The 23,048-nt window shown below is 42.9% G+C and carries 19 protein-coding genes; 11 read left to right on the forward strand and 8 right to left on the reverse strand.

What is annotated here, in order from left to right; translation table 11 throughout:
• Positions 1-116 precede the first annotated feature (116 nt).
• The 5 genes from cysS to mutL form a co-directional block, all read right to left on the reverse strand.
• Positions 117-1,580: a cysteine--tRNA ligase gene (cysS, locus tag AC1D0K_RS27375; protein WP_477392747.1), complete on the reverse strand. Its 1,464-nt coding sequence runs from the start codon at positions 1,578-1,580 to the stop codon at positions 117-119.
• Positions 1,581-1,794: 214 nt separating this feature from the next.
• Positions 1,795-2,910: an endonuclease/exonuclease/phosphatase family protein gene (locus tag AC1D0K_RS27380; protein ID WP_477392749.1), complete on the reverse strand. Its 1,116-nt coding sequence runs from the start codon at positions 2,908-2,910 to the stop codon at positions 1,795-1,797.
• Positions 2,900-3,775, reverse strand: coding sequence for a rhomboid family intramembrane serine protease (locus tag AC1D0K_RS27385; RefSeq protein WP_477392751.1), 876 nt, complete (start codon positions 3,773-3,775; stop codon positions 2,900-2,902). Before AC1D0K_RS27385 ends, AC1D0K_RS27380 begins: the two co-directional genes overlap by 11 nt.
• A 35-nt stretch (positions 3,776-3,810) precedes the next feature.
• Positions 3,811-4,527 carry a rhomboid family intramembrane serine protease gene (locus tag AC1D0K_RS27390; protein WP_477392753.1) on the reverse strand — a complete coding sequence of 239 codons (717 nt, stop codon included), beginning with the start codon at positions 4,525-4,527 and terminating at the stop codon, positions 3,811-3,813.
• 21 nt (positions 4,528-4,548) lie between these two features.
• On the reverse strand, positions 4,549-6,408 hold the full coding sequence (gene mutL / locus AC1D0K_RS27395) for a DNA mismatch repair endonuclease MutL (protein ID WP_477392755.1): 1,860 nt from the start codon (positions 6,406-6,408) through the stop codon (positions 4,549-4,551).
• 208 nt (positions 6,409-6,616) lie between these two features.
• On the opposite strand from mutL, the gene AC1D0K_RS27400 reads away from it, so the two are divergent.
• The 5 genes from AC1D0K_RS27400 to AC1D0K_RS27420 all read left to right on the forward strand — a co-directional run bounded on the left by AC1D0K_RS27400 (position 6,617) and on the right by AC1D0K_RS27420 (position 12,847).
• Positions 6,617-8,248: an amidohydrolase gene (locus tag AC1D0K_RS27400; protein WP_477392757.1), complete on the forward strand. Its 1,632-nt coding sequence runs from the start codon at positions 6,617-6,619 to the stop codon at positions 8,246-8,248.
• Positions 8,235-10,052 carry a serine hydrolase domain-containing protein gene (locus AC1D0K_RS27405; protein WP_477392759.1) on the forward strand — a complete coding sequence of 606 codons (1,818 nt, stop codon included), beginning with the start codon at positions 8,235-8,237 and terminating at the stop codon, positions 10,050-10,052. The genes AC1D0K_RS27400 and AC1D0K_RS27405 overlap by 14 nt, the downstream gene beginning before the upstream one ends.
• A gap of 315 nt (positions 10,053-10,367) precedes the next feature.
• Positions 10,368-11,519 carry a DNA cytosine methyltransferase gene (locus AC1D0K_RS27410; protein WP_477392761.1) on the forward strand — a complete coding sequence of 384 codons (1,152 nt, stop codon included), beginning with the start codon at positions 10,368-10,370 and terminating at the stop codon, positions 11,517-11,519.
• Between the two features lie 3 nt (positions 11,520-11,522).
• Positions 11,523-12,443, forward strand: coding sequence for a DUF4928 family protein (locus tag AC1D0K_RS27415; protein WP_477392763.1), 921 nt, complete (start codon positions 11,523-11,525; stop codon positions 12,441-12,443).
• Entirely contained in the window at positions 12,443-12,847 is a 405-nt protein-coding gene (locus tag AC1D0K_RS27420; protein WP_477392765.1) for a very short patch repair endonuclease, read from the forward strand. Before AC1D0K_RS27415 ends, AC1D0K_RS27420 begins: the two co-directional genes overlap by 1 nt.
• Positions 12,848-13,024: 177 nt before the next feature.
• Here AC1D0K_RS27420 and AC1D0K_RS27425 read toward each other — a convergent pair whose 3' ends face one another.
• Together AC1D0K_RS27425 and AC1D0K_RS27430 are read right to left on the reverse strand one after the other, a co-directional pair.
• Positions 13,025-14,335 (reverse strand): amidohydrolase family protein, encoded by a 1,311-nt coding sequence (locus AC1D0K_RS27425; RefSeq protein WP_477392767.1) that lies wholly within the window; start codon positions 14,333-14,335, stop codon positions 13,025-13,027.
• A 227-nt stretch (positions 14,336-14,562) separates the two neighbouring features.
• Entirely contained in the window at positions 14,563-15,441 is an 879-nt protein-coding gene (locus AC1D0K_RS27430) for a carboxypeptidase-like regulatory domain-containing protein (protein WP_477392769.1), read from the reverse strand.
• 418 nt (positions 15,442-15,859) lie between these two features.
• On the opposite strand from AC1D0K_RS27430, the gene AC1D0K_RS27435 reads away from it, so the two are divergent.
• The 5 genes from AC1D0K_RS27435 (at position 15,860) to AC1D0K_RS27455 (ending at position 20,992) form a co-directional block, all read left to right on the forward strand.
• Positions 15,860-17,563: a hypothetical protein gene (locus tag AC1D0K_RS27435; protein WP_477392771.1), complete on the forward strand. Its 1,704-nt coding sequence runs from the start codon at positions 15,860-15,862 to the stop codon at positions 17,561-17,563.
• A 574-nt stretch (positions 17,564-18,137) separates the two neighbouring features.
• The gene (locus AC1D0K_RS27440; protein ID WP_295715865.1) at positions 18,138-19,028 is read left to right on the forward strand and encodes a diacylglycerol/lipid kinase family protein; all 891 of its coding nucleotides are present in this window, start codon (positions 18,138-18,140) and stop codon (positions 19,026-19,028) included.
• A gap of 2 nt (positions 19,029-19,030) precedes the next feature.
• Complete coding sequence (locus AC1D0K_RS27445) at positions 19,031-19,573, forward strand: protein-tyrosine phosphatase family protein (RefSeq protein WP_295715862.1); 543 nt, start codon at positions 19,031-19,033, stop codon at positions 19,571-19,573.
• A gap of 144 nt (positions 19,574-19,717) precedes the next feature.
• Positions 19,718-20,518, forward strand: coding sequence for an AraC family transcriptional regulator (locus tag AC1D0K_RS27450; RefSeq protein WP_477392774.1), 801 nt, complete (start codon positions 19,718-19,720; stop codon positions 20,516-20,518).
• Positions 20,519-20,608: 90 nt separating this feature from the next.
• Positions 20,609-20,992, forward strand: coding sequence for a VOC family protein (locus AC1D0K_RS27455; protein ID WP_477392776.1), 384 nt, complete (start codon positions 20,609-20,611; stop codon positions 20,990-20,992).
• A gap of 304 nt (positions 20,993-21,296) precedes the next feature.
• Here AC1D0K_RS27455 and AC1D0K_RS27460 read toward each other — a convergent pair whose 3' ends face one another.
• Positions 21,297-21,719, reverse strand: a complete 423-nt coding sequence (locus AC1D0K_RS27460) for a VOC family protein (RefSeq protein ID WP_477441365.1) — start codon at positions 21,717-21,719, stop codon at positions 21,297-21,299.
• A gap of 123 nt (positions 21,720-21,842) precedes the next feature.
• Between AC1D0K_RS27460 and bshA the strand changes: the two genes are divergently transcribed.
• A complete protein-coding gene (bshA, locus tag AC1D0K_RS27465; protein ID WP_477392780.1) occupies positions 21,843-22,985 on the forward strand; it encodes an N-acetyl-alpha-D-glucosaminyl L-malate synthase BshA in 1,143 nt (380 codons plus the stop codon).
• Positions 22,986-23,048: the final 63 nt, after the last annotated feature.

A 23,048-nucleotide genomic window follows, 5' to 3' on the forward strand; every position in this document is an offset into this window, starting at 1 on the left:
CAAACAACAGTCTTTATAAATACGATCATATTCCGACAAAATAAAACAGGAGGCCCCAATGGAGTCTCCTGTTTTATTTTATTTTGATTGTAAAGTAAATATCCTGATTTTCAATATCAGCTTTTGCTCCAAAGGGTCCCCTCTTTACTATCCTTTAGCTGGAAACCAACTTTTGATAAGCCCTCGCGGATCTTATCACTCGTAGCGTAATCCTTATTTGCTTTAGCCTCGTTCCTTAACTCTACTATCAGGTTTAATACCTTTGGCAGATCGTCATTATCGGCCTGTTCATCTTTTAAGCCCAATACATCCAGTACAAAGGAATTCATGAGGTTTTTAAGCAGTTGCAGGTTTGCCTCATCTATCTTCATTTTACCATCATTTACCGAATTGATGATCCGTGATGCCTCAAATAGCTCGGCAATTAATACCGGGCTGTTAAAATCATCATTCATGGCCGCGTAGCAGCGGTTTAGTAGGGGTTCAATTTCAATTTCGGTGCTGGCTGATACCTTTAAGCCATTAAGCAGGGCGTAGGCATTCATCAAACGCCTAAAACCTTTCTCCGAGGCTTCCATAGCGTCATTACCAAAATCAAGTGTACTGCGATAATGGGCCTGTAACATAAAAAACCTAACCGTCATGGGGCTGTAGCCTTTATTAAGGATAGAGTTTTGGCCGCTAAAAAGTTCATGCGGCAAAAAACTGTTGCCTAATGATTTTGACATTTTTTGGCCGTTAACTGTAAGCATATTGGTATGTACCCAGTAAACAGCCGGATTTTTACCGCAGCAGGCTACATGCTGAGCAATCTCGTTGGTATGGTGAGTAGGCACAAGATCAAGTCCGCCGCCATGGATATCAAATTGATTACCCAAATATTTTTGGCTCATGGCAGAGCATTCCAAATGCCAGCCCGGGAAACCCACTCCCCATGGCGATGGCCATTTCATCAGGTGCTCCGGCTTTGCTTTTATCCAAAGGGCAAAATCAAGCTTGCCATGTTTTTCCTGCTGCCCGCCCAATGTGCGGGTATTATTCAGCAAGTCTTCCAAGTTACGACCGCTTAATACACCGTAATCCTTGGTTTTGTTATACTTTTCAACGTCGAAATAAACAGAGCCATCCACCTCGTAGGCATACCCCTTTTCAAGTATCACCTTAACCATCTCAATCTGCTCAATAATATGGCCGGTGGCGGTTGGTTCAATACTTGGCGGCAGCGTGTTCAGTATCTGCATCACCTCGTGAAAACCTACGGTGTACTTTTGCACAATTTCCATAGGCTCAAGTTGAGCAAGCTTTGCTTTTTTTGATATTTTATCTTCTCCCTCGTCTCCGGCATCACCTTCCAAATGGCCTGCATCGGTTACATTACGTACATAACGCACCTTGTAGCCAAGGTGGTTAAGGTACCGAAACATCAGATCGAATGAGATATAGGTACGGCAGTTTCCCAAATGCACATCGCTGTACACGGTAGGTCCACACACGTACATGCCCACATGTGGGGCATTAAGTGCTTTAAATTCTTCTTTTTTACGGGATAAAGTGTTGTAAACAAACAAATTTTGTTTCATGAGGGCAAACTTACGATTTTTTCGATTTTAAGCTAATCATATAGATGCAAGAATCCGTCGTGGAACAGAGTCAAGAACCAAGAGTCAAGAATCAAGACAAAAAATTACCTGCGGGCAAGTCGCTCGTAAACTATAACTTCTAGATTTTGCTTTGCTCTCTTGATTCTCGACTCTTAATTCTTGATTCTCTATCGGCTCTTAATTCTTGATTCTATCACTTCAACATTAAATCACTACGAAGCGGAAAATGATCTGATAGCTTTTTTTCGATGATCTGGTACGATGCCACATTAAACTGTGGACTGGCCATAATATAATCTATCTGGTAATTAGGAAAATCACCATTATAAGTGCGACCAAAACCAGAGCCTTTTTCGCGGAATGCATTTTTGAGTCCACTGGCCATTTGGTTTACCGCGAATGATGTTGGGGTATCATTAAAATCGCCCGATATAATGTACGGGTAAGGGCAGGCTGCGGCATGGGCCTTAACTTTAAAAACCTGTTCGCTGCGTTTTATAAACGCGATCTTAAGCTTACCGCCCAGTCTCCTGGTTGATTGCATATCCGTTTTCCCTTTTTTTGATACACTATCTATGTATTTATAATCGTCGGGATTAAATTTTATGGATTGCAGGTGAACGCTATAAACTCTAAAAATTTTTTCGCCCTTTTTTACATCAACATATAAGCATTGGTTTGATGAAGCTCTATCATCAGACAGCTGGATCATTCCCTTAGCTATTATAGGGAATTTTGAAAAAATGGCCATGCCAATACCTTCCTGGCTATTGAAATTAAAAGGTTCAAAATATAAGTTACTCATTTTTAGCACCTTAACAATAGAATCCCGCATATCATACTGGCCTTTGTAACGCGTAAAAAACTCCTGGAAACCGATAATATCCGGCTGCTGACTGCTGATGAGCTCCAATATTTCATGTTTGGTCGAAATATCGTTTTTTGCCCCATAGCGTTTAAAATTATGAACGTTATAGGTCATCATGCGCACGCAGTTTGAGCCGGCTACGCGGGCATTGGACGAAGCGGAACGGAAGCCGATATTATTGTTTAGCGTACTCCAGCCTGCTAATATAGTTACCAGCGAAAGTGCAAACTGCCACCGCCTGCGCAGTAGCCAGTAAACCATGATGATAACATTAAGTAACAGCAGAAGTGGATAGGCCAATCCAAAAAAGGCAATTACCCAGATTTTTTGAGGGTTAACGTAAGGTGCAAAATAGCTGATAACTAATGCAAAACAGAGAAACAGGTTTATCCATAAAAAAATTCTACTAATGAAAGATAACCCCCTTTTTTTATTTTTCATTCTTGCTTGCGCGAGCTAAAGTTTCCTTTTCCTGTCTACTCAGGCTATCAACACCTGATTGTGAAATTTTATCTAATATACGGTCAATTTCATCCTGACGAGGATACTCGATGCTGTTTTTACCGGTATTATGATGTACTACCTTTAATTTTGACTTTGATTTGAAGATGTTGGCAATACCAGTAATCCAATCGCGCCCTTTTTGCAATTGTTTAATATAGATAAACCCTAATAAAGCGCCACCCAAATGGGCAATTTCGCCGCCTGCATTGGGGCCTATGATACCCAAAAAATCAATTACAAGTATTACAAATACCAGCCATTTTAATTTTACGGGGCCTATTAATATTAATGATATAGTGTAGTTAGGTAATAAGGTAGCAGTTGCCACAACAATGGCCATAACGCTGGCCGATGCCCCAACTATTGTACTGCCTATAGCCGCATGCGCGTTGGAAAAAGCGGGCAAATAATTTAAACATAATAAATAAGCCAGGGCGCCGGCCAGGCCACCCATAATATATAAACCTATGGTGCGCTTGTTGCCCAGGTACTCTTCAAATATCTGGCCCATCCAATATAGCCACAGCATATTAAACAGGATGTGCAATATGCCGGCATGCATGAACATGTAGGTTAAGGGCGTCCAAAAATGCGTTAGCAGTTTTGGGAAATACGCCGGCAGCAGCAGGTATTCATTGCTATAAAGAAGTACCGTGCTGTTGCCAAAGCCGGTAAAAAGCTGCTCAATAATAGCCGTTACGTTCACAGCCAGGAAAACAATAACGTTGATGCCAATAAGCAGGTTGAGCTTATTGCCCGACCGCAGCATTTTGTAGTGGATATTTTGCCAAAGGGTGCTCATGATAATTAACCGTTATTTATTGATAACTCTTGTTGTTAATATAAATTGTTGGGCCTTTCCATTCGCCAAACTTTTAATATAATATAGCCAAATAAAGCCCCGCCAAGATGCGCGAAGTGAGCAACAGAATCCCCTGCAAACTGCCCAAAACCGCTAAATAATTCTAATAGTATATATCCTGTAACCAAATACTTTGCTTTAACCGGTACAGGTATAAACATGATCATCATTTCCACATTGGGGAACAAAAAGCCGAACGCAAGTAATAGCCCAAAAACTGCACCAGATGCACCTAAAGTAGCCCCGCCGTATATTTCTCTCAGCTTGTTAAAGCCCTCCAGGTTAACATAGGGTGAAAGATCGCCGTTGGCAATGGTAAAAGCACCTATTACTCCGTGTACCTCAATAGCCTGTACCAACATTTGCAAAGCCAAAGCGCCAATACCCGTTATAAAATAGTATTGCAAAAAACGCTTGGAACCCATGGTATACTCCAGGGTTGGCCCAAAAATGAACAAGGCAAACATATTGAAAAAAATGTGCCCAATACTGGCATGCATGAACATATAAGTAACAATTTGCCATGGGTGGAATAAGGGCGAATTAAAATAAAACGCCGATAACCAGGTAACCAGGTCTATCCCCAGTCGGGCAAATACAAACGTTCCTATAAAAAACAAAACATTAATGATCAACAGGTTTTTTACAACCGGTGTAATATTTGCAAATGGTGATTGACTGTATTGGTTCATAGTATAATTAAAAGCCCAGGGCTATTTTTCAAAGCGTTCCATTAATTCGGCTAACGTAAAGGTACTGATTACTGGCTTACCGTTCAATGCCTGGTTGGGCATTTGGCAGGCAAAAAGTTGATCAATCAGTTGGTTCATTTCCTCTAATGACAATTTGGTGCCTGTTTTAATTGCAGCGTTGCGGGCTAGTGACCTGGCCAGGTTATCCCGCTTATCTACCTTTAAAATGGCCATATTGTTTTTAAAGCCTTCCAGTAAATGTTCAAGCAGTTCATGCTCATCTACATTGTTTAATTCGGCCGGTACGCCTTCAACAACAACGGTGTTTTTACCAAACTCACGAATGTCAAAACCAAGCGCTTTTATATCCGGCAAAAGTTCTCTTAATAACTCAAAATCGCTGCCGTTTAGTGTTACCGATTGTGGAAATAAACTCTGCTGACTTACGCCCGAATGGTTTTGCAGCTGCTGTAAAAAGCGCTCGTATAAAACACGTTCATGAGCGGCCTGCTGCCCTATCAGCATAAAGCCCGATTTAATCTGCGACAGGATGAACCGGTTATGGATCTGGAACAATTGCCGCTCGCTTGGTTTGCTCACCTCCTGCTCATCAACAGCAATACTTTTTTCCTCATGCATCTGTTGCTGCGGGTTGGTTTCCTTTTTGCTGATCTCGTACAGGGTATCCCAGTTATCGGGTACAGCGCGACTTTTGTAATCGCCGCCATCCCTTAAAAACGGGTGCTCCTCGCGGGCGGTTTTTTTCTCAGATGCAAAAGGATTAAAATCTGGGTTGAAAGATATGGTAGGTGCTACAATATCTTCAAACGGTTTTTGGGTAATCAGGTGCTCAATGCTGTTCTCCTGGTCAAAATCCAAACTTGGCGTAATGTTATACCGGCCCAAAGAACGTTTTACTGCCGAGCGGATGATGGCATAAATAGATTTTTCGTCCTGGTATTTGATCTCGGTTTTAGTGGGGTGTACGTTGATATCAATTTTTGATGGATCAATATCAATAAACAGCACATAAAAAGGAAAACAATCATCGGGCAGCAACTCCTCAAAGGCGGTAAGTACGGCATGATTGAGGTATGCATCGCGGATAAAGCGGTAGTTCACAAAAAAGAACTGCTCGCCCCTGGTTTTGCGGGCAAACTCAGGCTTGCCAACAAAGCCGCGTAAGTTAATGATACTGGTATCCTCCTCAACCGGTACTAAGCGTTGGTTGTAATTATTACCAAACAGGTGAACTATGCGTTGTTTAAGCGCTGCGCCCGGTAAATGATAAACCTCCTGCCCATCATGATGCAGTGTAAAAAATATCTGCGGATTGGCTAAGGCCACCCGTTGAAATTCATCAATAATATGACGCATCTCAACCGGGTTACTTTTTAAAAAGTTACGGCGGGCGGGTGTATTATAAAACAGGTTTTTGATGGATATGGATGTACCCGTATTGGCAGAGCATGCCTCCTGGCTTATCACTTCGGATCCTTCAATAAAAATACAGGTGCCCAGCTCATCCTCGTGGCGGCGGGTTTTTAACTCCACCTGGGCAATAGCGGCAATAGATGCCATAGCCTCGCCCCTGAAACCCATCGTGCGGATGGCAAACAGATCTTCGGCCTTGCGTATTTTTGAAGTGGCATGGCGCTCAAAGCACATGCGGGCATCGGTAGGGCTCATGCCGCTGCCATCATCAATAACCTGTATCAATGATTTTCCCGCATCTTTTATAATGAGCTGTATTTTGCCGGCTCCGGCATCAATGGCGTTTTCCACTAATTCTTTTACCGCTGATGCTGGTCGTTGCACCACTTCGCCGGCGGCAATCTGGTTGGCAACGGCATCCGGTAAAAGCTGAATTATATCTGACATTTAAAAAAATTCCCTTCAATTTCGTTTTCGATGCTAAATTAAATATTTGAAGGCATAACTTTATGATTTGATAATTGTATATAATTGGGATGATAGATTAAGGAGCAAAGAGTAAGGATAAAAGATCATAAAACGTTTATGATGAGCCATACTGGTTTTCTGTCCTTGTTCTTTGATCTTTAATCCATCATCCTAAAAACACCACCATATGAAGAAATTATTGCCAGCACTGCTGCTTTTGGCCGTAGCCTGCAAGCAAAAAGAGTACAATGCCGATCTTTTAATAAAAAACGCCGTTGTTTATACAGTTGATAGTTCCTTTACCACTGCTACTGCCTTTGTGGTAAATCATGGTAAAATTATTGCTGTTGGCAATAGCGACTCACTGGAACAGCAATACTTTGCCCACGAGGTGGTAGATGCCAAAGGCGCCGCCGTATACCCCGGTTTTATTGACGCCCATGCCCACTTTTACGAATATGGCCTTGGCTTACAGGAAGTGAACCTTGACGGAACCAAAAGCTGGAACGAAGTTATTGATTCGGTAGGGGCTTACGCTACCCGCAATACCGATGGCTGGATCATAGGCCGCGGCTGGGACCAAAACGACTGGGCAAAAAAACAATTTCCGGATAAAGCCAGGCTCGACAGCATGTTCCCGGTAAGGCCGGTAATATTGAGCCGGGTTGATGGGCATGCCATAATTGCCAACCAGGCAGCGTTAAATATTGCCGGTGTAAAACCCGGTCAAACTATTAATGGCGGCGAAATTGAAACCATCAATAGTAAACTTACAGGTATATTGGTTGATAATGCCATGGGGATTGTTACCCGTAAAATACCCGAGCCCACTGCCCCTATTGTAGAGAACGCGCTCTTATCGGCACAAAAAAATTGTTTCGCTGTGGGGTTGACAACCGTTGATGATTGCGGATTGCCTTATACCATGATCAACACCATTGCCGATCTGCAGCATAAAGGCTCATTAAAAATGCGCATGTACGTCATGCTGGCCGATAGGGCCGAGAATTACGATTACCTGTTTAAGCATGGCGCCTTTAAAACACCCGGCCTTAATGTAAGAGCGTTTAAGGTTTATGCCGATGGCGCTTTGGGCTCAAGAGGTGCATGCCTGCTCAAGCCTTATGCCGACCAAAAAAACTGGAGCGGCTTTTTGCTGAGCAGCCAGGCTCATTTTGAAGAAGTGGCAAAAAAAATAGCCGACAAGGGTTTCCAGATGTGTACCCATGCCATTGGCGACTCGGCAAACCGGGTGATGCTGAAAATATATGCCTCGGTTTTAAAAGGCAAGAATGACCGCCGCTGGCGAATTGAACATGCACAGGTAATAGCCCCGGAGGATGTAAAACTTTTTGGCGATAATAACATTATCCCATCGGTACAGCCTACTCATGCCACCTCCGATATGTATTGGGCAGGCAAGCGTTTGGGTGCCGAAAGATTAAAATCTGCCTACGCTTACAAGGCATTATTAAAGCAAAACGGCTGGATTCCCTTGGGTACAGATTTCCCGGTAGAGAACATTAACCCCATGTATACGTTTTATGCTGCGGTGGAGCGCAAGGATCTGAAAGGTTTCCCGGCAGGGGGCTTTCAGCCTGAAAATGCTTTAAGCAGGACAGAAGCTTTAAAGGGCATAACCATTTGGGCTGCTAAAGCCAATTTTGAAGAAACGGAAAAAGGCAGCATTGAACCCGGCAAATATGCCGACTTTGTGATACTGGATAAGGATATCATGAAAGTAAAGGGTGCCGAGCTGCCAACAGTTAAAGTGATTAAAACCTATATAAACGGAGTAAAAGTATATGATAAAAAATAAATGGGGCAGTGTTGCTTTAGTGTTGTTTGGATTTGCATTATTTAATACGGCTTGTGCGCAAAACCCGCCCCTTACTGGTAAAGCTTATGTTGCAGAGGAAAGATTGGTTCAAAATTCTACCGTTTTACTCAACAACGCCCAATACACCATTCCGCTGCAAAAGCTGGAAGACCTTAAAATTGCCAGCGTTCATTTTACCAACCAATACGCTACAACCTTTGATAGCCTGCTCAATAAATATAGCAAAGTACAGGTTTTTGATGGCAACGGTTATACCGGCAATAAAACGTTTAATGACCTAGCTGCCGACCTTAAATGGTACAATACCATTATATTACAAGTAAATGATGCTGACCTGAGCAACCCGCAGCTGATAGATTTTATCAATACCACTCAAAAAATCAAACCGGTAATAGTGGCCGCGTTTGGCTATGGCCCGTTGTTAAGTAAACTGGATAACGTTACTGCTCCGGTGATCTGGACAGAAAGGGTATCGTCCGTTTCGGCATCATACGCGGCACAGGCCATATTTGGCGGCGTACCGCTTACACAAAAACTAACCAAAACGTATTCGCCTGTGTACGGCAAGGGTATGGGTTTTATCAGTGATAAAACAAGGCTGCAATATACAGTCCCCGAGGATGTGGGCATTAATGCCGACAATTTACAGGAGATAGATAAGATTGCCCGCGAAGCCATGATGCAACGTGCAACCCCCGGCTGCGTGGTGTTGGTGGCTAAGGATGGTAAGGTGATATTTAACAAAGCCTACGGTTACCATACCTATGAAAATGCTATCCCCGATAAGTTGACCGATATATTCGACCTGGCATCTATGACCAAAGTTTCGGCTACCACAGTGGAGACGATGAAATTGGTTGATGAAGGCAAATTGAACGTGGAAGGTACTTTGGGCGATTATATCCCGCTTGCCCGCAGGAGCAATAAAAACAACATTAAGGTGCGCGATATATTGCTGCACCAGGCCGGGCTGATCCCCGATATCCAATCGTTTGAAAAGGTGAAGCCAGCAGATCATAGTACGGATTCATCTGCAGCCTACCCTACCAAAGTATCTGACCATTATTTTTTGCGCAAGGATTACTATAAAGATGTAATGCTACCCGATATGCTTAACTCCCCCATTAAAACACCGGGGCAATATGTATACAGTGATGTAAGTATGCTGTTTATGCAGGAGGTGGTAGAAAACATTACTTCCACCCCCGAAAACGTGTACGTGCAGCAGCAGTTTTATAATCCGCTGGGCATGCAAACCGCAGGTTTTTTACCGCTGTACAGGTTTAGTGCGGCGCAGATCATCCCTACAGAGAACGACCAGGAATACCGCCAGAGTTTGCTGGATGGCTATGTGCATGACCCTACCGCGGCCCTTAAAGGCGGAGTGGCCGGCCATGCCGGTTTATTTGCCAGCGCCAATGATGTAGCCATATTGTACCAGATGCTACTGAACCGCGGCAGCTACGGCGGTGTGCAATACTTTAAACCAGAAGTGGTTGACTTGTTCACCTCCAAACAATCGCCAATTAGCCGTCGCGGACTGGGTTTCGACCGCTGGGATCCTATTGCCGACAGGCATTACCCCTCAAAACTGGCCTCACCACAAGCCTATGGCCATACCGGTTTTACAGGTACCTGTATCTGGGTCGACCCTAAATATAACCTGGTTTATATATTCCTGAGCAACCGGGTACACCCCAGCGTAAGCAGTAAACTGGGCAGCCTAAACATACGCCCGAGGATTCAGGATGTGGTTTATGAGGCGATTGGGAAAGGGATGTAAGGGTTGGGGATTTGTTTGCTTATGAAAGGTTGGCGCATATTTATACGGGTACTCAGAAAGTAATTTTCCAGGAAGATACTTAGCATTTGCAGCACACGGTCGGAGCCTTTTGGCAGCAGGGGTAAAATATAAATCGTAAACATTATGGCATGTTTGGGAATTAGCGAAGCAATAGGGAAAGATGATTCAAATCCTGAATCTAAACTGACTTGGTATAAAGTAAATGAATGTAATTGTCTAAATTTACCGTGTTCTTAATCTGGGATCCTTAATATTGGCACTAGAGGCCGAAAACTTCAAATTCTAATCACATATATGAATCAACCCTTCAAATTTTACGAGTTTTTCTGCGGTGGCGGAATGGCCAGGGCTGGTTTGGGGCAGAACTGGGAATGTGTCTTTGCGAATGATATTGATGTAAAAAAAGCCGAAAGTTATAAGCGTAACTGGGGTGAAGGTGAAATAAAAGTTGATGATATAGCCAACATAACGACGGAAAATCTGGTAAGCCCGGCTGACCTTACGTGGGCTTCTTTTCCCTGCCAGGACTTGTCTTCGGCAGGCTCCGGTGCGGGTCTAGAAGGTGCCCGATCAGGAACATTTTGGCCGTTCTGGAATATTGTTAAAAAACTGCGAATAGAGAACAGAGCGCCAAAAATAGTGGTTTTAGAAAATGTCTGTGGAGCCTTAACTTCCCATGAGGGCAAAGATTTTTCTGCCATATGCAACGCCTTGCAAAAAGAAGAATATCTTTTTGGTGCTGTTGTAATGGACGCTGTTGACTTCCTGCCGCAATCAAGGCCGCGATTGTTCTTTATCGGTATACAAAAAGATTTGACGGACATTTCATTTCTGACCCAGGCAAATCCGGATTCGAAATGGCATCCGAAAGCGCTGGTCAACGCCCACAAAAAACTGGAAAAGGCCGCAAAAAATTCATGGGTATGGTGGAACATACCGCACCCTGTAGAAAGAAATAATAGCCTGTTAGACTGTATCGAGGAAAACCCTGAAAGTGTGGGCTGGCATTCGCCTGCGGAAACGCAACGGTTAATTAGCCTAATGAGCCGAACCAATTTATTGAAACTGCAAAAGATCAGGAAACTGGGAAAGCCAAAAGTTGGGACCATATATAAACGAACCAGGAAAGACGAAAATGGAAATAAAGTCCAACGGGCCGAAGTTAGGTTTGACGATATTTCAGGATGCCTGAGAACGCCGTCAGGTGGTTCCAGTCGTCAGACCATGATCTTTGTTCATAACGAAGAAGTACGATCTCGATTGATATCGACAAGGGAAACAGCAAGGTTAATGGGTTTACCGGATGACTATAAGCTCCCCCAAAAATACAATGATGCATATCACTTGACCGGCGATGGTGTTGTGGTGCCGGTGGTTAGTTATATAAGTCAATATATTTTAGAACCTGTTTTGTCAAACCTTAAAAAATCACAAAAAGCGGCTTAAATTATGTCAATATTACACAATGAGTTAGACCGATTTTATATAGACCATAAATTTAATTCTAAAGGCAAACTTAGTGTCGCCCTGGTCGTAACTGAGCACGCAAAAAAAAGAGGGCTACCATTAGAAGCTGAATCACTTTTAACCGAAGGCGGCGGCCAGGTGTATGGCTTGGGAAAAGGGGCAGTTCAAAACATCTTAGCAAGACACGGCATTGATAAGGTACTGGCGCAGGAGGGTGGCAGAACCAGCCGGGGAAGTATCGGCAACATGCGCGAATACGTGGAGTTTCTAAATTCATTTTCAGACGGTGAACTTGACCTGATTGAACTCTTTTGGATTGAAAAAGTAAATATCTTTTTTTCAGGCAAACCGCTTAAAATTAAACTAGACAGTTCGCAGAGTTTGAGAAGTTTAATTAGAGACCTGATCCAACAGGCAGAATCGCGTCAAAAAGAATCACAGGGTGTGTATTATGTAGGCGCTATTTTACAACACCTTGTTGGAGCAAAATTAGATTGCGCTTTAGGAGTCGGACATTTCTCCCACAATAGCTTTTCAACATCGGATGCCCAGACAGGCAGGAGCGGTGATTTTTTTATCGGCAACGTTGCCTTACACGTTACAACTACCCCTACAGAGTCAGTTATTTTACGTTGTAAGGGCAACCTGGACAACGGTCAGCGCCCTATAATTGTAACTACCAAAAGAGGCATAACCTTAGCTGAGGGTCTTGCAGAGAACGTGAACCTTGCTTCAAGGATCGACATCTTCGAAATTGAGCAATTTATTGCCCTTAATCTTTATGAATTTGCGAAATTTAATGAACAAGGAAGAACGGTAGCCGTCAGCGACCTCGTAAGCAGGTATAACGAGGTGGTCATGCAGTTTGAAACCGACCCGAGCTTGCTCATCGAAATTCAATAGTGAAAGAAACCACGGAAAAAAGAAGTCAGATTATGCGGGCGGTCAAATCTAAAAACACCGCCCCGGAAATGCTAGTCAGAAAACTTATTTACAGCCTAGGATATCGGTATCGACTTCATGATGCGAGTTTACCCGGGAAGCCTGATATTATATTTACACGAAGGAAAAAAATAATATTTATTCATGGCTGTTTTTGGCATGGTCACCGCTGTAGACGGGGCGACAGAATACCCTCTACTAATACGGAATATTGGCTTCAAAAAATAGAAAAAAACAAAGCTCGCGATAAACAGGCTATAAAAAAACTAGAACGAGATGGGTGGAAAGTGCTGATTCTGTGGGAGTGTGAATTAAAAAAATCAGATTTGTTGGAGAATATAGTTGTCGATTTTCTCGCGCCTTAATTGGCGCTAAAAAATCAAAATTTACCTTTGCCCCCTCCTTTTGGCGCGAATATGCTGCCCTGGTCAAAAGTGTGGAGTACTCGGTTTTATGCACAAGTCAGCCATCGCTCTGCCGCCCCATTTGGCGCGAGTATGCAGCCATGGCCAAAAGCGTGGAGTACTCGTGACTTCGAAATACTACTTATTCACGTATACCACCCCATCCTTCATTACAAAATGGATATTCAGAATTGCGTGTATATCCGTATCAATATTATCGTCCACAGCGATAATATCAGCAAGGAAACCAGTTTTGAGAACCCCTATTTTGTTTGACATATTTAACTGCTTTGCTGCGTTAATGGTAGCAAATTGCAGGATTTGTGGGATACTTACGCCTTCTTCGTGATAACCAATGAGCGTGTGTTTAGACCAAGCCGCGTAAGGCATCTTTACGTCAATGTAATCATCAGAGCCAGCAGCTATTATAACCCCATATTTGAGGGCACGTTGCAGGCGGCTGGCCTGGGCATTTATCATCTTTTTTATTTGTGTCCCTGCGTTTTTGTCATCGGGGTAGGCAATCTTCACATAGCTTGCAAAAATGGTGCTATCGCCATCAGTAGGCACCAGTATAACTTTCTTTTTGGCCATCAGCATAAGTGTACTGTCGGCCACTTCATAACCATGTTCAATGCCATCAACCCCGGCAACTACGGCATTGTAAACTGCCTGATTATCGGTGGCATGAGCAGTTACCCTAATGTGATAGCGATGCGCCTCGTTAACAATCGCCCGCATCTCGTCAACCGAAAGTGCGGTACGGTTAGGTGTATTGTTGGAATAAATTTTAATTACGTTTACCCCCTGAGTAACATTTTCACGTACGGCCTGTATGGCATCAATAGGGCCGGTTACTATGCGGTATTCATCATTTGCTATTCCGCGATGCTGGTAAATCAGTCCGGGCAGTTGGCCGCCTTCGCTGGAAAGTCCCTGTCCGGCACATCTCATACGTGGCCCAACAACTAAACCATCCTCTATAGCTTTGCGCAACGCTATATCGGCAAATTTACCCGAGTTGCCCAAATCCTGCACGGAAGTAATGCCCGCCTCTAAATAGGCTTTTGCTCTTACAGCCCCATAAATGGCACGGTATGCATCGCCCTGCTGAGTTAAGACCTTTTCTAAAGAAAGCGTTGAAAAGTCCATGTCGGCATGCAGCTCTTCCCTAAAAAGCAGGTGTGTATGCGAATCAATAAGGCCGGGCAGAATAGTGTATTTAGAAAGATCAATGAGCTGATGATCTTGCTTCTCATTGGCGGTAACATCCTTGTCGGGCTTAACGCCTTCTATCCTGTTGCCATCAACCAACACATCCAACCCGAATTTAAATGTTCCCGTTTCGCTATCAAACAGTTTACCTGTTTTAATGAGATACTTATGGCTGATTTGCGCTTTGGAAAAGTATGGAAGAAGTAACAGGGCGAGGAAAATTATTTTTTTCATATATGATTATAAGTCTCGGTATAATTAAAGGAGTCCCGCCGAATAAATCTTGTGTGGTACCAGATAAACTCAGAACCACGATTAATTATATTAAACCTTTGACCCGCCCAAAAACATTTAGTTACAAGGCAGGATAAGAAATCTATTTTATCTCACCTTTGGCGCGAGTATGCAGCTCTGGCCAAAAGCGAGGAACTTAGGCTGGCTGTAACCTTGCCTCCTTGAACTTAATAAGCTAATGTTACAAAACTGCTCAAATTCACACCCATTCTTTTCCATTTGTCCTGACTGGCTATTCTTGCGTAACAGTTTTTAGAAAATGGTGTCACCGCCACCGGGAGTATTGTTATTGGATTTTCTTTTTTATCCATTCGGCTTTCTATCCACTGAACTGTCACAATAAACTCCCCGTTAACTTTGATATTATATCGTTCCAAATCTATTTTTGTCCAGCCAATTTTAAAATTGTCAACCGCTGCAAAGATTTGCTTATTATACATCAGAGTATCGGGCATAGCATTCTTTAGAGCGTATATATTTATCCTGAATTTTATAAAATTGAAGTTGTTAGCGGAAATATAAAAGTTAAAATCCTTAATAATAGTTCTTTTCCTGTTTGTCTTGTAGAGCATACCCATTTCAGATCCTATAGTTTCGTCTACTGTCTTTCTGTTATGAACGGATATTTGCACAAGTTTGCTCACAGCCTCCCTACCAATGATTTCCGTGTTTACTCTTTGGATGGAATTTGTAACGGTCACTTCCGCAAGCTGTTCCGCTTTTACAAATAACTTAATAGTTTTATCGCTACCTGACATAAAGTCTTTTACGGAAATTTTCGATGCGAAATAGCCCACAATACTTACTTGTATAGTGTCGGTAAAATTCTCCTGACTTATATTGAAAGTAAAATGACCGGCCGTATCGGTTACAGTACCAATGGGCTTATTTAAAATACCTACACTTACATAAGCTAAGGGCATATTGGTTTCTATATCTGAAACAATTCCTTTAAGTGTTACATTTTGAGCTGTAGAGTGCTGTGCGGAGGTTTGCCGGGCAACTATACAAATAAGGATAAGTGTTAGTAATCGTTTGAATACCATGGTTAATTAAGTTATCTTGGTAGTAACCATAAAGATACGAACGAAATTTACTTTCGTCGTCTCCTGCTCCGACCCCATTTGGCGCGAGCATGCAGGCCTGGCCAAAAGCGTGGAGTACTCGTGACTTTATAGAGAATACGGAGCAATCCCATCCATACTTATGGGGCGACTCTGCTTCTTGGGGATTGCTTCGTGCCTCGCAATGACGCGTTGTTGGGTGGTGCGTCCCAAGCAGCCGCAATCCTTCAGCCCCCATTTGGCACGAGTATGCATTGTGATGTGGTGTGCCCCGAGCAGCCGCGAAGCCTCCACCTCCCCTCCCGCACTTCCCCCATCAGACAGATAAGGATGCCGTCAAATTATTATTTTATTAGGTTAGTCGGTTAATATCCTATGTTACCAAACATTACCTATTTTTATGATTTTGACAAAAACTAAAGCATCGGGCAAATTCAGTATGTACGTGTTCAGCGCATTGTTTACACTTATCGCTGCAAATTCTTTCGCTCATAGCAAAACAACATCATCAGGCGATACCACCCCAAAAATCGTCAACATTGTCAATTTTATTCGCCTGCTGGAGCCACGTGATCCGCTGATTACACAGGACGTATTGTACCAAACAGTAGTAAAACAGGTAGAGATCATGCAGAAATATCACCTCGGCGGCACTTTTCTGTTACAGTATGACGCGCTGATTGATAAAAGATACCAGAAATTATTGGCCGGCCTGCCCAAAGGCACTTTTGAGATTGGCGCCTGGTGGGAGATCCCGCAGCCCATGGTTGAAAATGCAGGTCTTAAATGGCGTGGTCGTTATCCATGGGATTGGCGGGCAAACATCGGCTTTTCTACCGGTTACACACCTAAGGAGCGCGAAAAGCTGATAGATGTTTATTTCAGAGATTTTAAAAAGGCTTTTGGCTATTACCCTAAATCTGTTGGTTCCTGGTTTATTGATGCTTACAGTTTAAACTATATGTACCAAAAGTACCATATTGTGGCCTCCAGCAATTGCAAAGACCAGTACGGTACAGATGGTTATACCCTATGGGGCGGATACTGGAATCAAGCCTATTATCCAAGTAAAATAAACTCCTACATGCCGGCCCAACATGAGCAGGACCAAATCCCTGTCCCTATCTTCCGGATGCTGGGGAGCGATCCTATCCGCCAGTACGATAACGGACTGGGGACTACCCGGCAGGGCGTTGTTACGCTTGAACCTGTATATAAATTTGGCGGCGGCGATTCTACCTGGGTAAACTGGTTCTTTAAATCTTTTACTGATGATAGTTCGCTTGGTTTTAACTATACGCAGGCGGGCCAGGAAAATTCTTTCACCTGGGATGCCATGGCAAAGGGCCTCGAGATCCAGATGCCTTTAATGGCAAAGCTGAGGGACGAGCACAAGATCAGGGTAGAAACCATGGAACAATCGGGCTTATGGTTTAAAAAGAATTATAAAGTTACGCCGGCTACATCCTTCACCGTTAATAAAGATCTTGAAGGCAGCGACCTGAAAACGGCCTGGTATAACAGTCGCTTTTACCGCATAAACATGTTATGGGAAAACGGCAGCCTGCGGATCCGTGACATTCATTTGTTTGATGAAAAGTTCCCGTCGGTATATGAGTCGCAGGTAGCTACATCCAACGAATGCACATTTTTCACGCTCCCGGTTGTTGATGGTTATATCTGGAGTAAACCTAACCAGATAACCGGTTTGCGTTTAAAGGCAGTTGTTGATGGAAAAGAGATCTTACTAAAAGGGAACGATCCCATATTTACCAATACCGGCAGGAGCACCATGCATATATCGTGGCCCTTAACTTCGGTAGATGGTTCATTGGAAATAGACTTAACCGAAAAACTGGTTAAGGTAAGCCTGCTAAGCCATACCCCATGCGATTGGTTTTTTGAGTTGACTGCGGCGCCCGGTGCCCAAATGCCATTTAAAAACATCTCGCCTACACAAATTGATTGCCGGTTTGAAAAAACAAATTATAAATTAAAAGCCACACAGGGTACTTTTTCCAAAGCAGATAACGGATCTGTTTGGAGAATAAAACCAGGCATGAATAAACTGATATTAAACCTGGCAGATATTGCAAAACCCTGAGACAGCATGCACGTTGGTGTAAATCTATTGTGCAATTTTATACACTATTATACACCAAAATGTACACGGTTTACAGTTTCATAATTTATCTTGACTGTTATAAAGTTAAATTACATATTTGATCAGCTTTAGTTAATAGGTGCGGGAGTTAGGTGTAGGTCTTAACTCCCCTCCTTAACCACCTTGCTTTTTAAACAAGCAGTGACTACCTTAAATCCGGGGCGGCCTTATTAATCAATTGCCCCTACTCTTTAACCTTAAGTCAAACAGCGTAAGTTTAATCTACTCCATCCGCTGACCGGTAGTATCACGTTTTTTTCTACAAATTCTTTTTCCATTGATTGGGAGGTTATTGGTCTTCTGCTGTGTTATTTGGTATACCGGTTCCTGGTTCTGCACGGGTTAAAGGCCATATTTTATGTGGCGGGGATCGCCGCTTCGCAGGCACGTTGTTTTTTTTGTGATCATTTTAGCTATGTTTTTAAAACTGCTGTATTGATATTCCTCTTTTCCCTTCATTCAAACAAACTATTGAATAACATTTGTGTTGAAAATTTGAATTTAAACTGTACAGATGGAATTTAAACACATTCACTTCATCATTAACCCCGCATCAGGTAAAGAAGAACCTATTCTATCGTACATTAATAAAGCTTTTGCCCATAGTGATATTAAATGGGACGTATCTATTACCCGGAAAGATAAAAGCATTAGCGATGTAGTACAGACACTTATAGGCCAAACAGATCTTATAGTAATTTATGGTGGCGATGGTTGCGTAACAGAAACTGCCGCTGCATTGCAGGGTACCAATACACCAATGGCTATAATACCTGCCGGTACCGCCAATGTTATGGCAAAGGAACTGGCCATACCTTTAGATACCTTAGCGGCACTTGAAGTACTAACAGGGAATAATTACCAGATAAAAACGGTGGATATGGGTGTTGTTAATGGAGATCCTTTTTTATTAAGGGTTAACCTTGGTATAATGGCCGATATGATTTTACGGGCCGACCCGACGTTAAAAGACAATATTGGTCAGCTGGCTTATGGTATCAGCGCTATTAAAACCCTGGCAGATGCCGAACCCGTAAAATACTACATGGAAATAGACGGAAAAAAAACAGAAGAAACCGGGGTATCCTTAACCATTACAAATTCTGGTAATATCGGTATCAGCGACTATACACTGCAGCCGGGTATAAGTATAACAGATGGTTTATTGGATGTGATATTGTTGAAGGACAATGACTTTATTACGATGCTGAAAGTTGCAGGCAGCACCCTGCTGCAAAATGAAACCGAAGCAGTAAAACACTGGAAGGCCCGCGAGATAGTGGTGCGAATGGATAAAGAGCAATGTTTTATTTGTGATGACCATGAAGTTACAGCAAAGCAACTTTTCATTAAAGTTGTACCGGCTTCCATCATGATATTAGTTCCCGGATCCCAAATCAATTGAACATGTCTATGCTAAGAGAAGCTAAAAGCCATTTAAAACTAGTTCATATATTTTTCCAGAAAGTATATGATAATTTGCACCGCTTATCAGCCGGCGTACCAGCCCTTAAACGCAGCCAGATAACCGCTAACCTGTTTTTGGGCAGCCAGTATAACTTATTGGGTTTGCGTAAACTTAAGGCATTGGGGGTAACCGCCATTATAAACATGCGCATGCATTCCATTTATAGTGGTGCAAAATATAATGGATTTCATTACCTGCATTTACCCACGCCGGATAATACACCACCGTCCATGGATGTATTGCTAGAGGGCGCAGACTTTGCCGACGCAGAAATAAAAAAAGGAGGTAAGGTATATATTCATTGCAGGCAAGGCTTGGGCCGGGGACCTACCATGACTATTGCCTATCTTTTAAAAAGCGGTTTAACTTTTCAAGATGCATTTGCATTGGTTAAAAAAGTACGGCCTTTTGTTAACCCCCGCCCCTCCCAAATTGAGCGACTAAAAGAGCTGGAACAATATTATAACGACGCAAAAGCTTAAACCCATGTTTTGCTTCACCAGGTAACGCTACCGCTCTATTTTGCGTTTTTTCGCTATACCCCTAAATTTAATAAGTAACTCAGCATCAACAAAAAAATCCTAAATTTAAATAATCAATCCAGGTTCCTGTAGCTTAATCGCCTAATGAAGTATTATACCATTGAACCACCGGCTGTATTAAAACCTTATGTGAGGTTTTTTTGGGTATTGGAGCATGAACTTGCGCCGGGTCAGCCGGAGTACGTGTACCGTTCCATTGCCGATAGCTGTACCGAAATGGTGTTTCATTATCAGGCCACTTTTGATGAACTAACGGATAGCGGCCAAAATGCAGGTCCGTCTTGCATACAATTTCAATCAAGCGGGTACAGGCGGTTTGTAACCCGGCAAAGCTTTGGCATTTTCGGCGCTTATATTTATCCTTTCGCGGTGCCCCGCTTTTTCCGCGTTCCCAGCAGCGAGACCAGCAACCTTGCCCTGGATTATGATACCTTTTTAGGCTTGCCCGGCCGCGAACTGGAAGAGCGGATCATGCTTGCCCCCGATAATTTTAAACGCGCCGCAATTTTAAGTGATTTTTTAATAGGCAGGCTACAACACAACATCCCTAAAGACGACCGCATCATTACTTCTATAAGACAAGTGATTCACTCCCGGCAAAACAAAACAATTCCACAACTGGCCGATACGTTTAACTTATCGGTAAGGCAATTTGACAGGCGGTTTAAGGAATACGCGGGCTTTAGTCCAAAAATTTACCTGCGCCTGGTGCGCCTGCACAATGCTATCCAGCAATATAACAGCAGCAAAACATTAACACAAATAGCGCTCGATTGCGGATACTATGATCAATCGCACTTTATACATGATGTAAAGGCTTTTACAGGCTATCATCCCGGCTTCTATTTTTCTGGCAATGCAGAAGGGTTCCTGGGTTTGCAGTAAGCGGTAAGGAAATTTGCGGAATGAAAGAATGTCCGGTTTTTACAATTTTGCTTCATCAGCGCGGGCTACATTTGTTAAAAACAAACCAATATGGAACCTTCAAAAAACATCCCCGAAAACTATCAGCGCATTATGCCTTATCTTATTGTAAAGGATGCGGCTAAATTTATTGAGTTTACGCACAATGTATTTGACGCCACCGAGCAGTACAAACACATGCGCGACGAAACAACCATTATGCATGCCGAGATCAACATTAAAGGCAGTACCATTATGTTTGCCGATTGTACCGATACCTATGCCCTACAAAATGCCGGGCTATTTATTTATGTAGATAGCTGTGATGAAACTTACCAAAAAGCCCTTGATAACGGCGCCGAAAGTGTAATGCCCCCAGCCGATCAGCCCTACGGCCGGAGTGCAGGCGTTAAAGACCCTTTTGGCAATACGTGGTGGGTTACCAATGTGTTGTAGGCGGTTAAACAGGTGTTAAGGCATAACAGCATCTTAGGGGCTGTTTAAATTTGATTCATTAACATCTTTGCGCGTCATTGCGAGTTTTGTTATTCAAAGGACACTGAAAGGAAAATGACGTTTGAAAAGTTTGTCATCCTGAACGCAGTGAAGGATCTTCTTCGCTATAAAAGTCGGCGATGAGCAGGGTGAAGAAGATCCTTCGTTCCTCAGGATGACAAATTTTTTATGTCATTTCCCCCCTTCAGGGCACCGGATTTTATACCTCGACGGTCGGTTTATTTATTCTTAAACAACCTTAAGCTTATAACACCTGGTTAAACTCCAGTCTTTCGCCATCCGGCCCGGTAATGTTAAAGTATTTGCAACCGTTTTTCCAGAACTGCAAAAAAACGGGCTGCGGTTCAAGTACATTAAAACCGGCATCCGATATTACCTTAAAAGTCTCGTCAATATCGCTCACATCAAAAGCCACATGATCTATATGTCCATTACTTCTCGACCTGATCTGCGCAAGCCCGGCTTCGGGCAGTTGGTATAGCTCCATAATCATATTATCGCGCTGCATCATAACGCAGGTGCCGGTGCCGCCGTTATCATTAAACGGAGCTTCCATAACGTTGCTAAACCCAAGCCGGCCGTAAAATAGCTGCGATGCGGCAAGGTTAGTTACCGGTATGCCTATGTGCTGTATAGCATTGATTTTTAAATTGATAGCATTGCTCATGACTGGTGTTATTTGTAGGTAATTGATTGTTAAAAGTAACTTAACGAAGTTAAATCATTTTACACAGTGTTAACACATTTACAATAAATTGCTGTTAAACTTGCATCGAATTATAACGCATAAATGAAAATCGGAATCGTTTGCTATCCAACCTTTGGCGGAAGCGGGGTTGTTGCTACAGAACTTGGTAAAGGCCTTGCTGACCGCGGTCACCAGGTACATTTTGTTACCTATAACCAACCCGCGAGGCTTGACCTTTTTTCCGAAAACCTGTTTTATCACGAGGTATCGGTAAGTAATTATCCCCTGTTTGATTTTCCACCCTATGAGCTTGCACTGGCAAGTCGTTTGGTAGATGTAGTGCGTTTTGAAAAGCTGGATGTATTGCACGTTCATTACGCTATCCCGCATGCTTCGGCTGCATTTATGGCCAAGCAAATATTGATGACCTACGGTATTTATATCCCTGTGGTTACCACGCTGCACGGCACCGATATTACACTGGTTGGTAAAGACCATACCTTTAAACCGGTAGTTACCTTCTCCATCAATAAATCCGACGGGGTAACCGCCGTGTCTGAAAATCTTAGAGAAGATACCTACAAGTTTTTTGAGATAGAGAACGATATTAAAGTGATCCCTAATTTTATCGATCTGAACCGTTTCAGCCTTAAAGCAAAAGATCACTTCAAAAAAGCAATAGCACCCTCGGGCGAAAAAATATTGGTACATACCTCCAACTTCCGTAAGGTAAAACGTACCGAAGACGTGGTTAAAATATTTGCCAAAGTGGTTAAAAAAATCCCGTCAAAGCTATTAATGGTGGGCGATGGACCAGAACGCTCTGGCTGTGAGCAACTTTGCCGTGATCTTGGTGTTACCGATAACGTACGCTTTTTAGGTAAACAGGACGCTATTGAAGAGATATTATCCGTAGCCGACCTTTTCCTGATGCCATCACAATCAGAAAGTTTTGGTTTGGCCGCTTTAGAAGCTATGGCTTGTAAAGTACCTGTAATCAGCAGTAATGCGGGTGGTTTACCCGAACTTAATATTGACGGTGAAACAGGTTTCCTGAAAGATGTAGGCGATGTAGAAGGTATGGGCGAAAGTGCGATCTATATCCTGGAAGATGAAGCCCGCCTGGAAACTTTTAAAGAAAACGCCCTTGCCCGCGCCAAGCAATTTGATTTGGCCACCATATTGCCGCTTTACGAAAACTACTACATGGAAGTGATTGAGAAGTGTAAGGATAAGGTGGTATAAGAAGTTTTTTTGTTCACGTCATCGTGATGACGTGAACAAAAAATGTTTGTCATCCTGAGCATA

The organism is Mucilaginibacter sp. P1_A3 (genome assembly GCF_056406855.1).

Excerpts from the sequence above, each read along its gene's own strand:
- cysS (WP_477392747.1), bottom strand. The coding sequence starts at position 1,580 with ATGAAACAAAATTTGTTTGTTTACAACACTTTATCCCGTAAAAAAGAA.
- AC1D0K_RS27380 (WP_477392749.1), bottom strand. The coding sequence starts at position 2,910 with ATGAAAAATAAAAAAAGGGGGTTATCTTTCATTAGTAGAATTTTTTTA.
- AC1D0K_RS27385 (WP_477392751.1), bottom strand. The coding sequence starts at position 3,775 with ATGAGCACCCTTTGGCAAAATATCCACTACAAAATGCTGCGGTCGGGC.
- AC1D0K_RS27390 (WP_477392753.1), bottom strand. The coding sequence starts at position 4,527 with ATGAACCAATACAGTCAATCACCATTTGCAAATATTACACCGGTTGTA.
- mutL (WP_477392755.1), bottom strand. The coding sequence starts at position 6,408 with ATGTCAGATATAATTCAGCTTTTACCGGATGCCGTTGCCAACCAGATT.
- AC1D0K_RS27400 (WP_477392757.1), top strand. The coding sequence starts at position 6,617 with ATGAAGAAATTATTGCCAGCACTGCTGCTTTTGGCCGTAGCCTGCAAG.
- AC1D0K_RS27405 (WP_477392759.1), top strand. The coding sequence starts at position 8,235 with ATGATAAAAAATAAATGGGGCAGTGTTGCTTTAGTGTTGTTTGGATTT.
- AC1D0K_RS27410 (WP_477392761.1), top strand. The coding sequence starts at position 10,368 with ATGAATCAACCCTTCAAATTTTACGAGTTTTTCTGCGGTGGCGGAATG.
- AC1D0K_RS27415 (WP_477392763.1), top strand. The coding sequence starts at position 11,523 with ATGTCAATATTACACAATGAGTTAGACCGATTTTATATAGACCATAAA.
- AC1D0K_RS27425 (WP_477392767.1), bottom strand. The coding sequence starts at position 14,335 with ATGAAAAAAATAATTTTCCTCGCCCTGTTACTTCTTCCATACTTTTCC.
- AC1D0K_RS27430 (WP_477392769.1), bottom strand. The coding sequence starts at position 15,441 with ATGGTATTCAAACGATTACTAACACTTATCCTTATTTGTATAGTTGCC.
- AC1D0K_RS27435 (WP_477392771.1), top strand. The coding sequence starts at position 15,860 with ATGATTTTGACAAAAACTAAAGCATCGGGCAAATTCAGTATGTACGTG.
- AC1D0K_RS27440 (WP_295715865.1), top strand. The coding sequence starts at position 18,138 with ATGGAATTTAAACACATTCACTTCATCATTAACCCCGCATCAGGTAAA.
- AC1D0K_RS27445 (WP_295715862.1), top strand. The coding sequence starts at position 19,031 with ATGTCTATGCTAAGAGAAGCTAAAAGCCATTTAAAACTAGTTCATATA.
- AC1D0K_RS27450 (WP_477392774.1), top strand. The coding sequence starts at position 19,718 with ATGAAGTATTATACCATTGAACCACCGGCTGTATTAAAACCTTATGTG.
- AC1D0K_RS27455 (WP_477392776.1), top strand. The coding sequence starts at position 20,609 with ATGGAACCTTCAAAAAACATCCCCGAAAACTATCAGCGCATTATGCCT.
- AC1D0K_RS27460 (WP_477441365.1), bottom strand. The coding sequence starts at position 21,719 with ATGAGCAATGCTATCAATTTAAAAATCAATGCTATACAGCACATAGGC.
- bshA (WP_477392780.1), top strand. The coding sequence starts at position 21,843 with ATGAAAATCGGAATCGTTTGCTATCCAACCTTTGGCGGAAGCGGGGTT.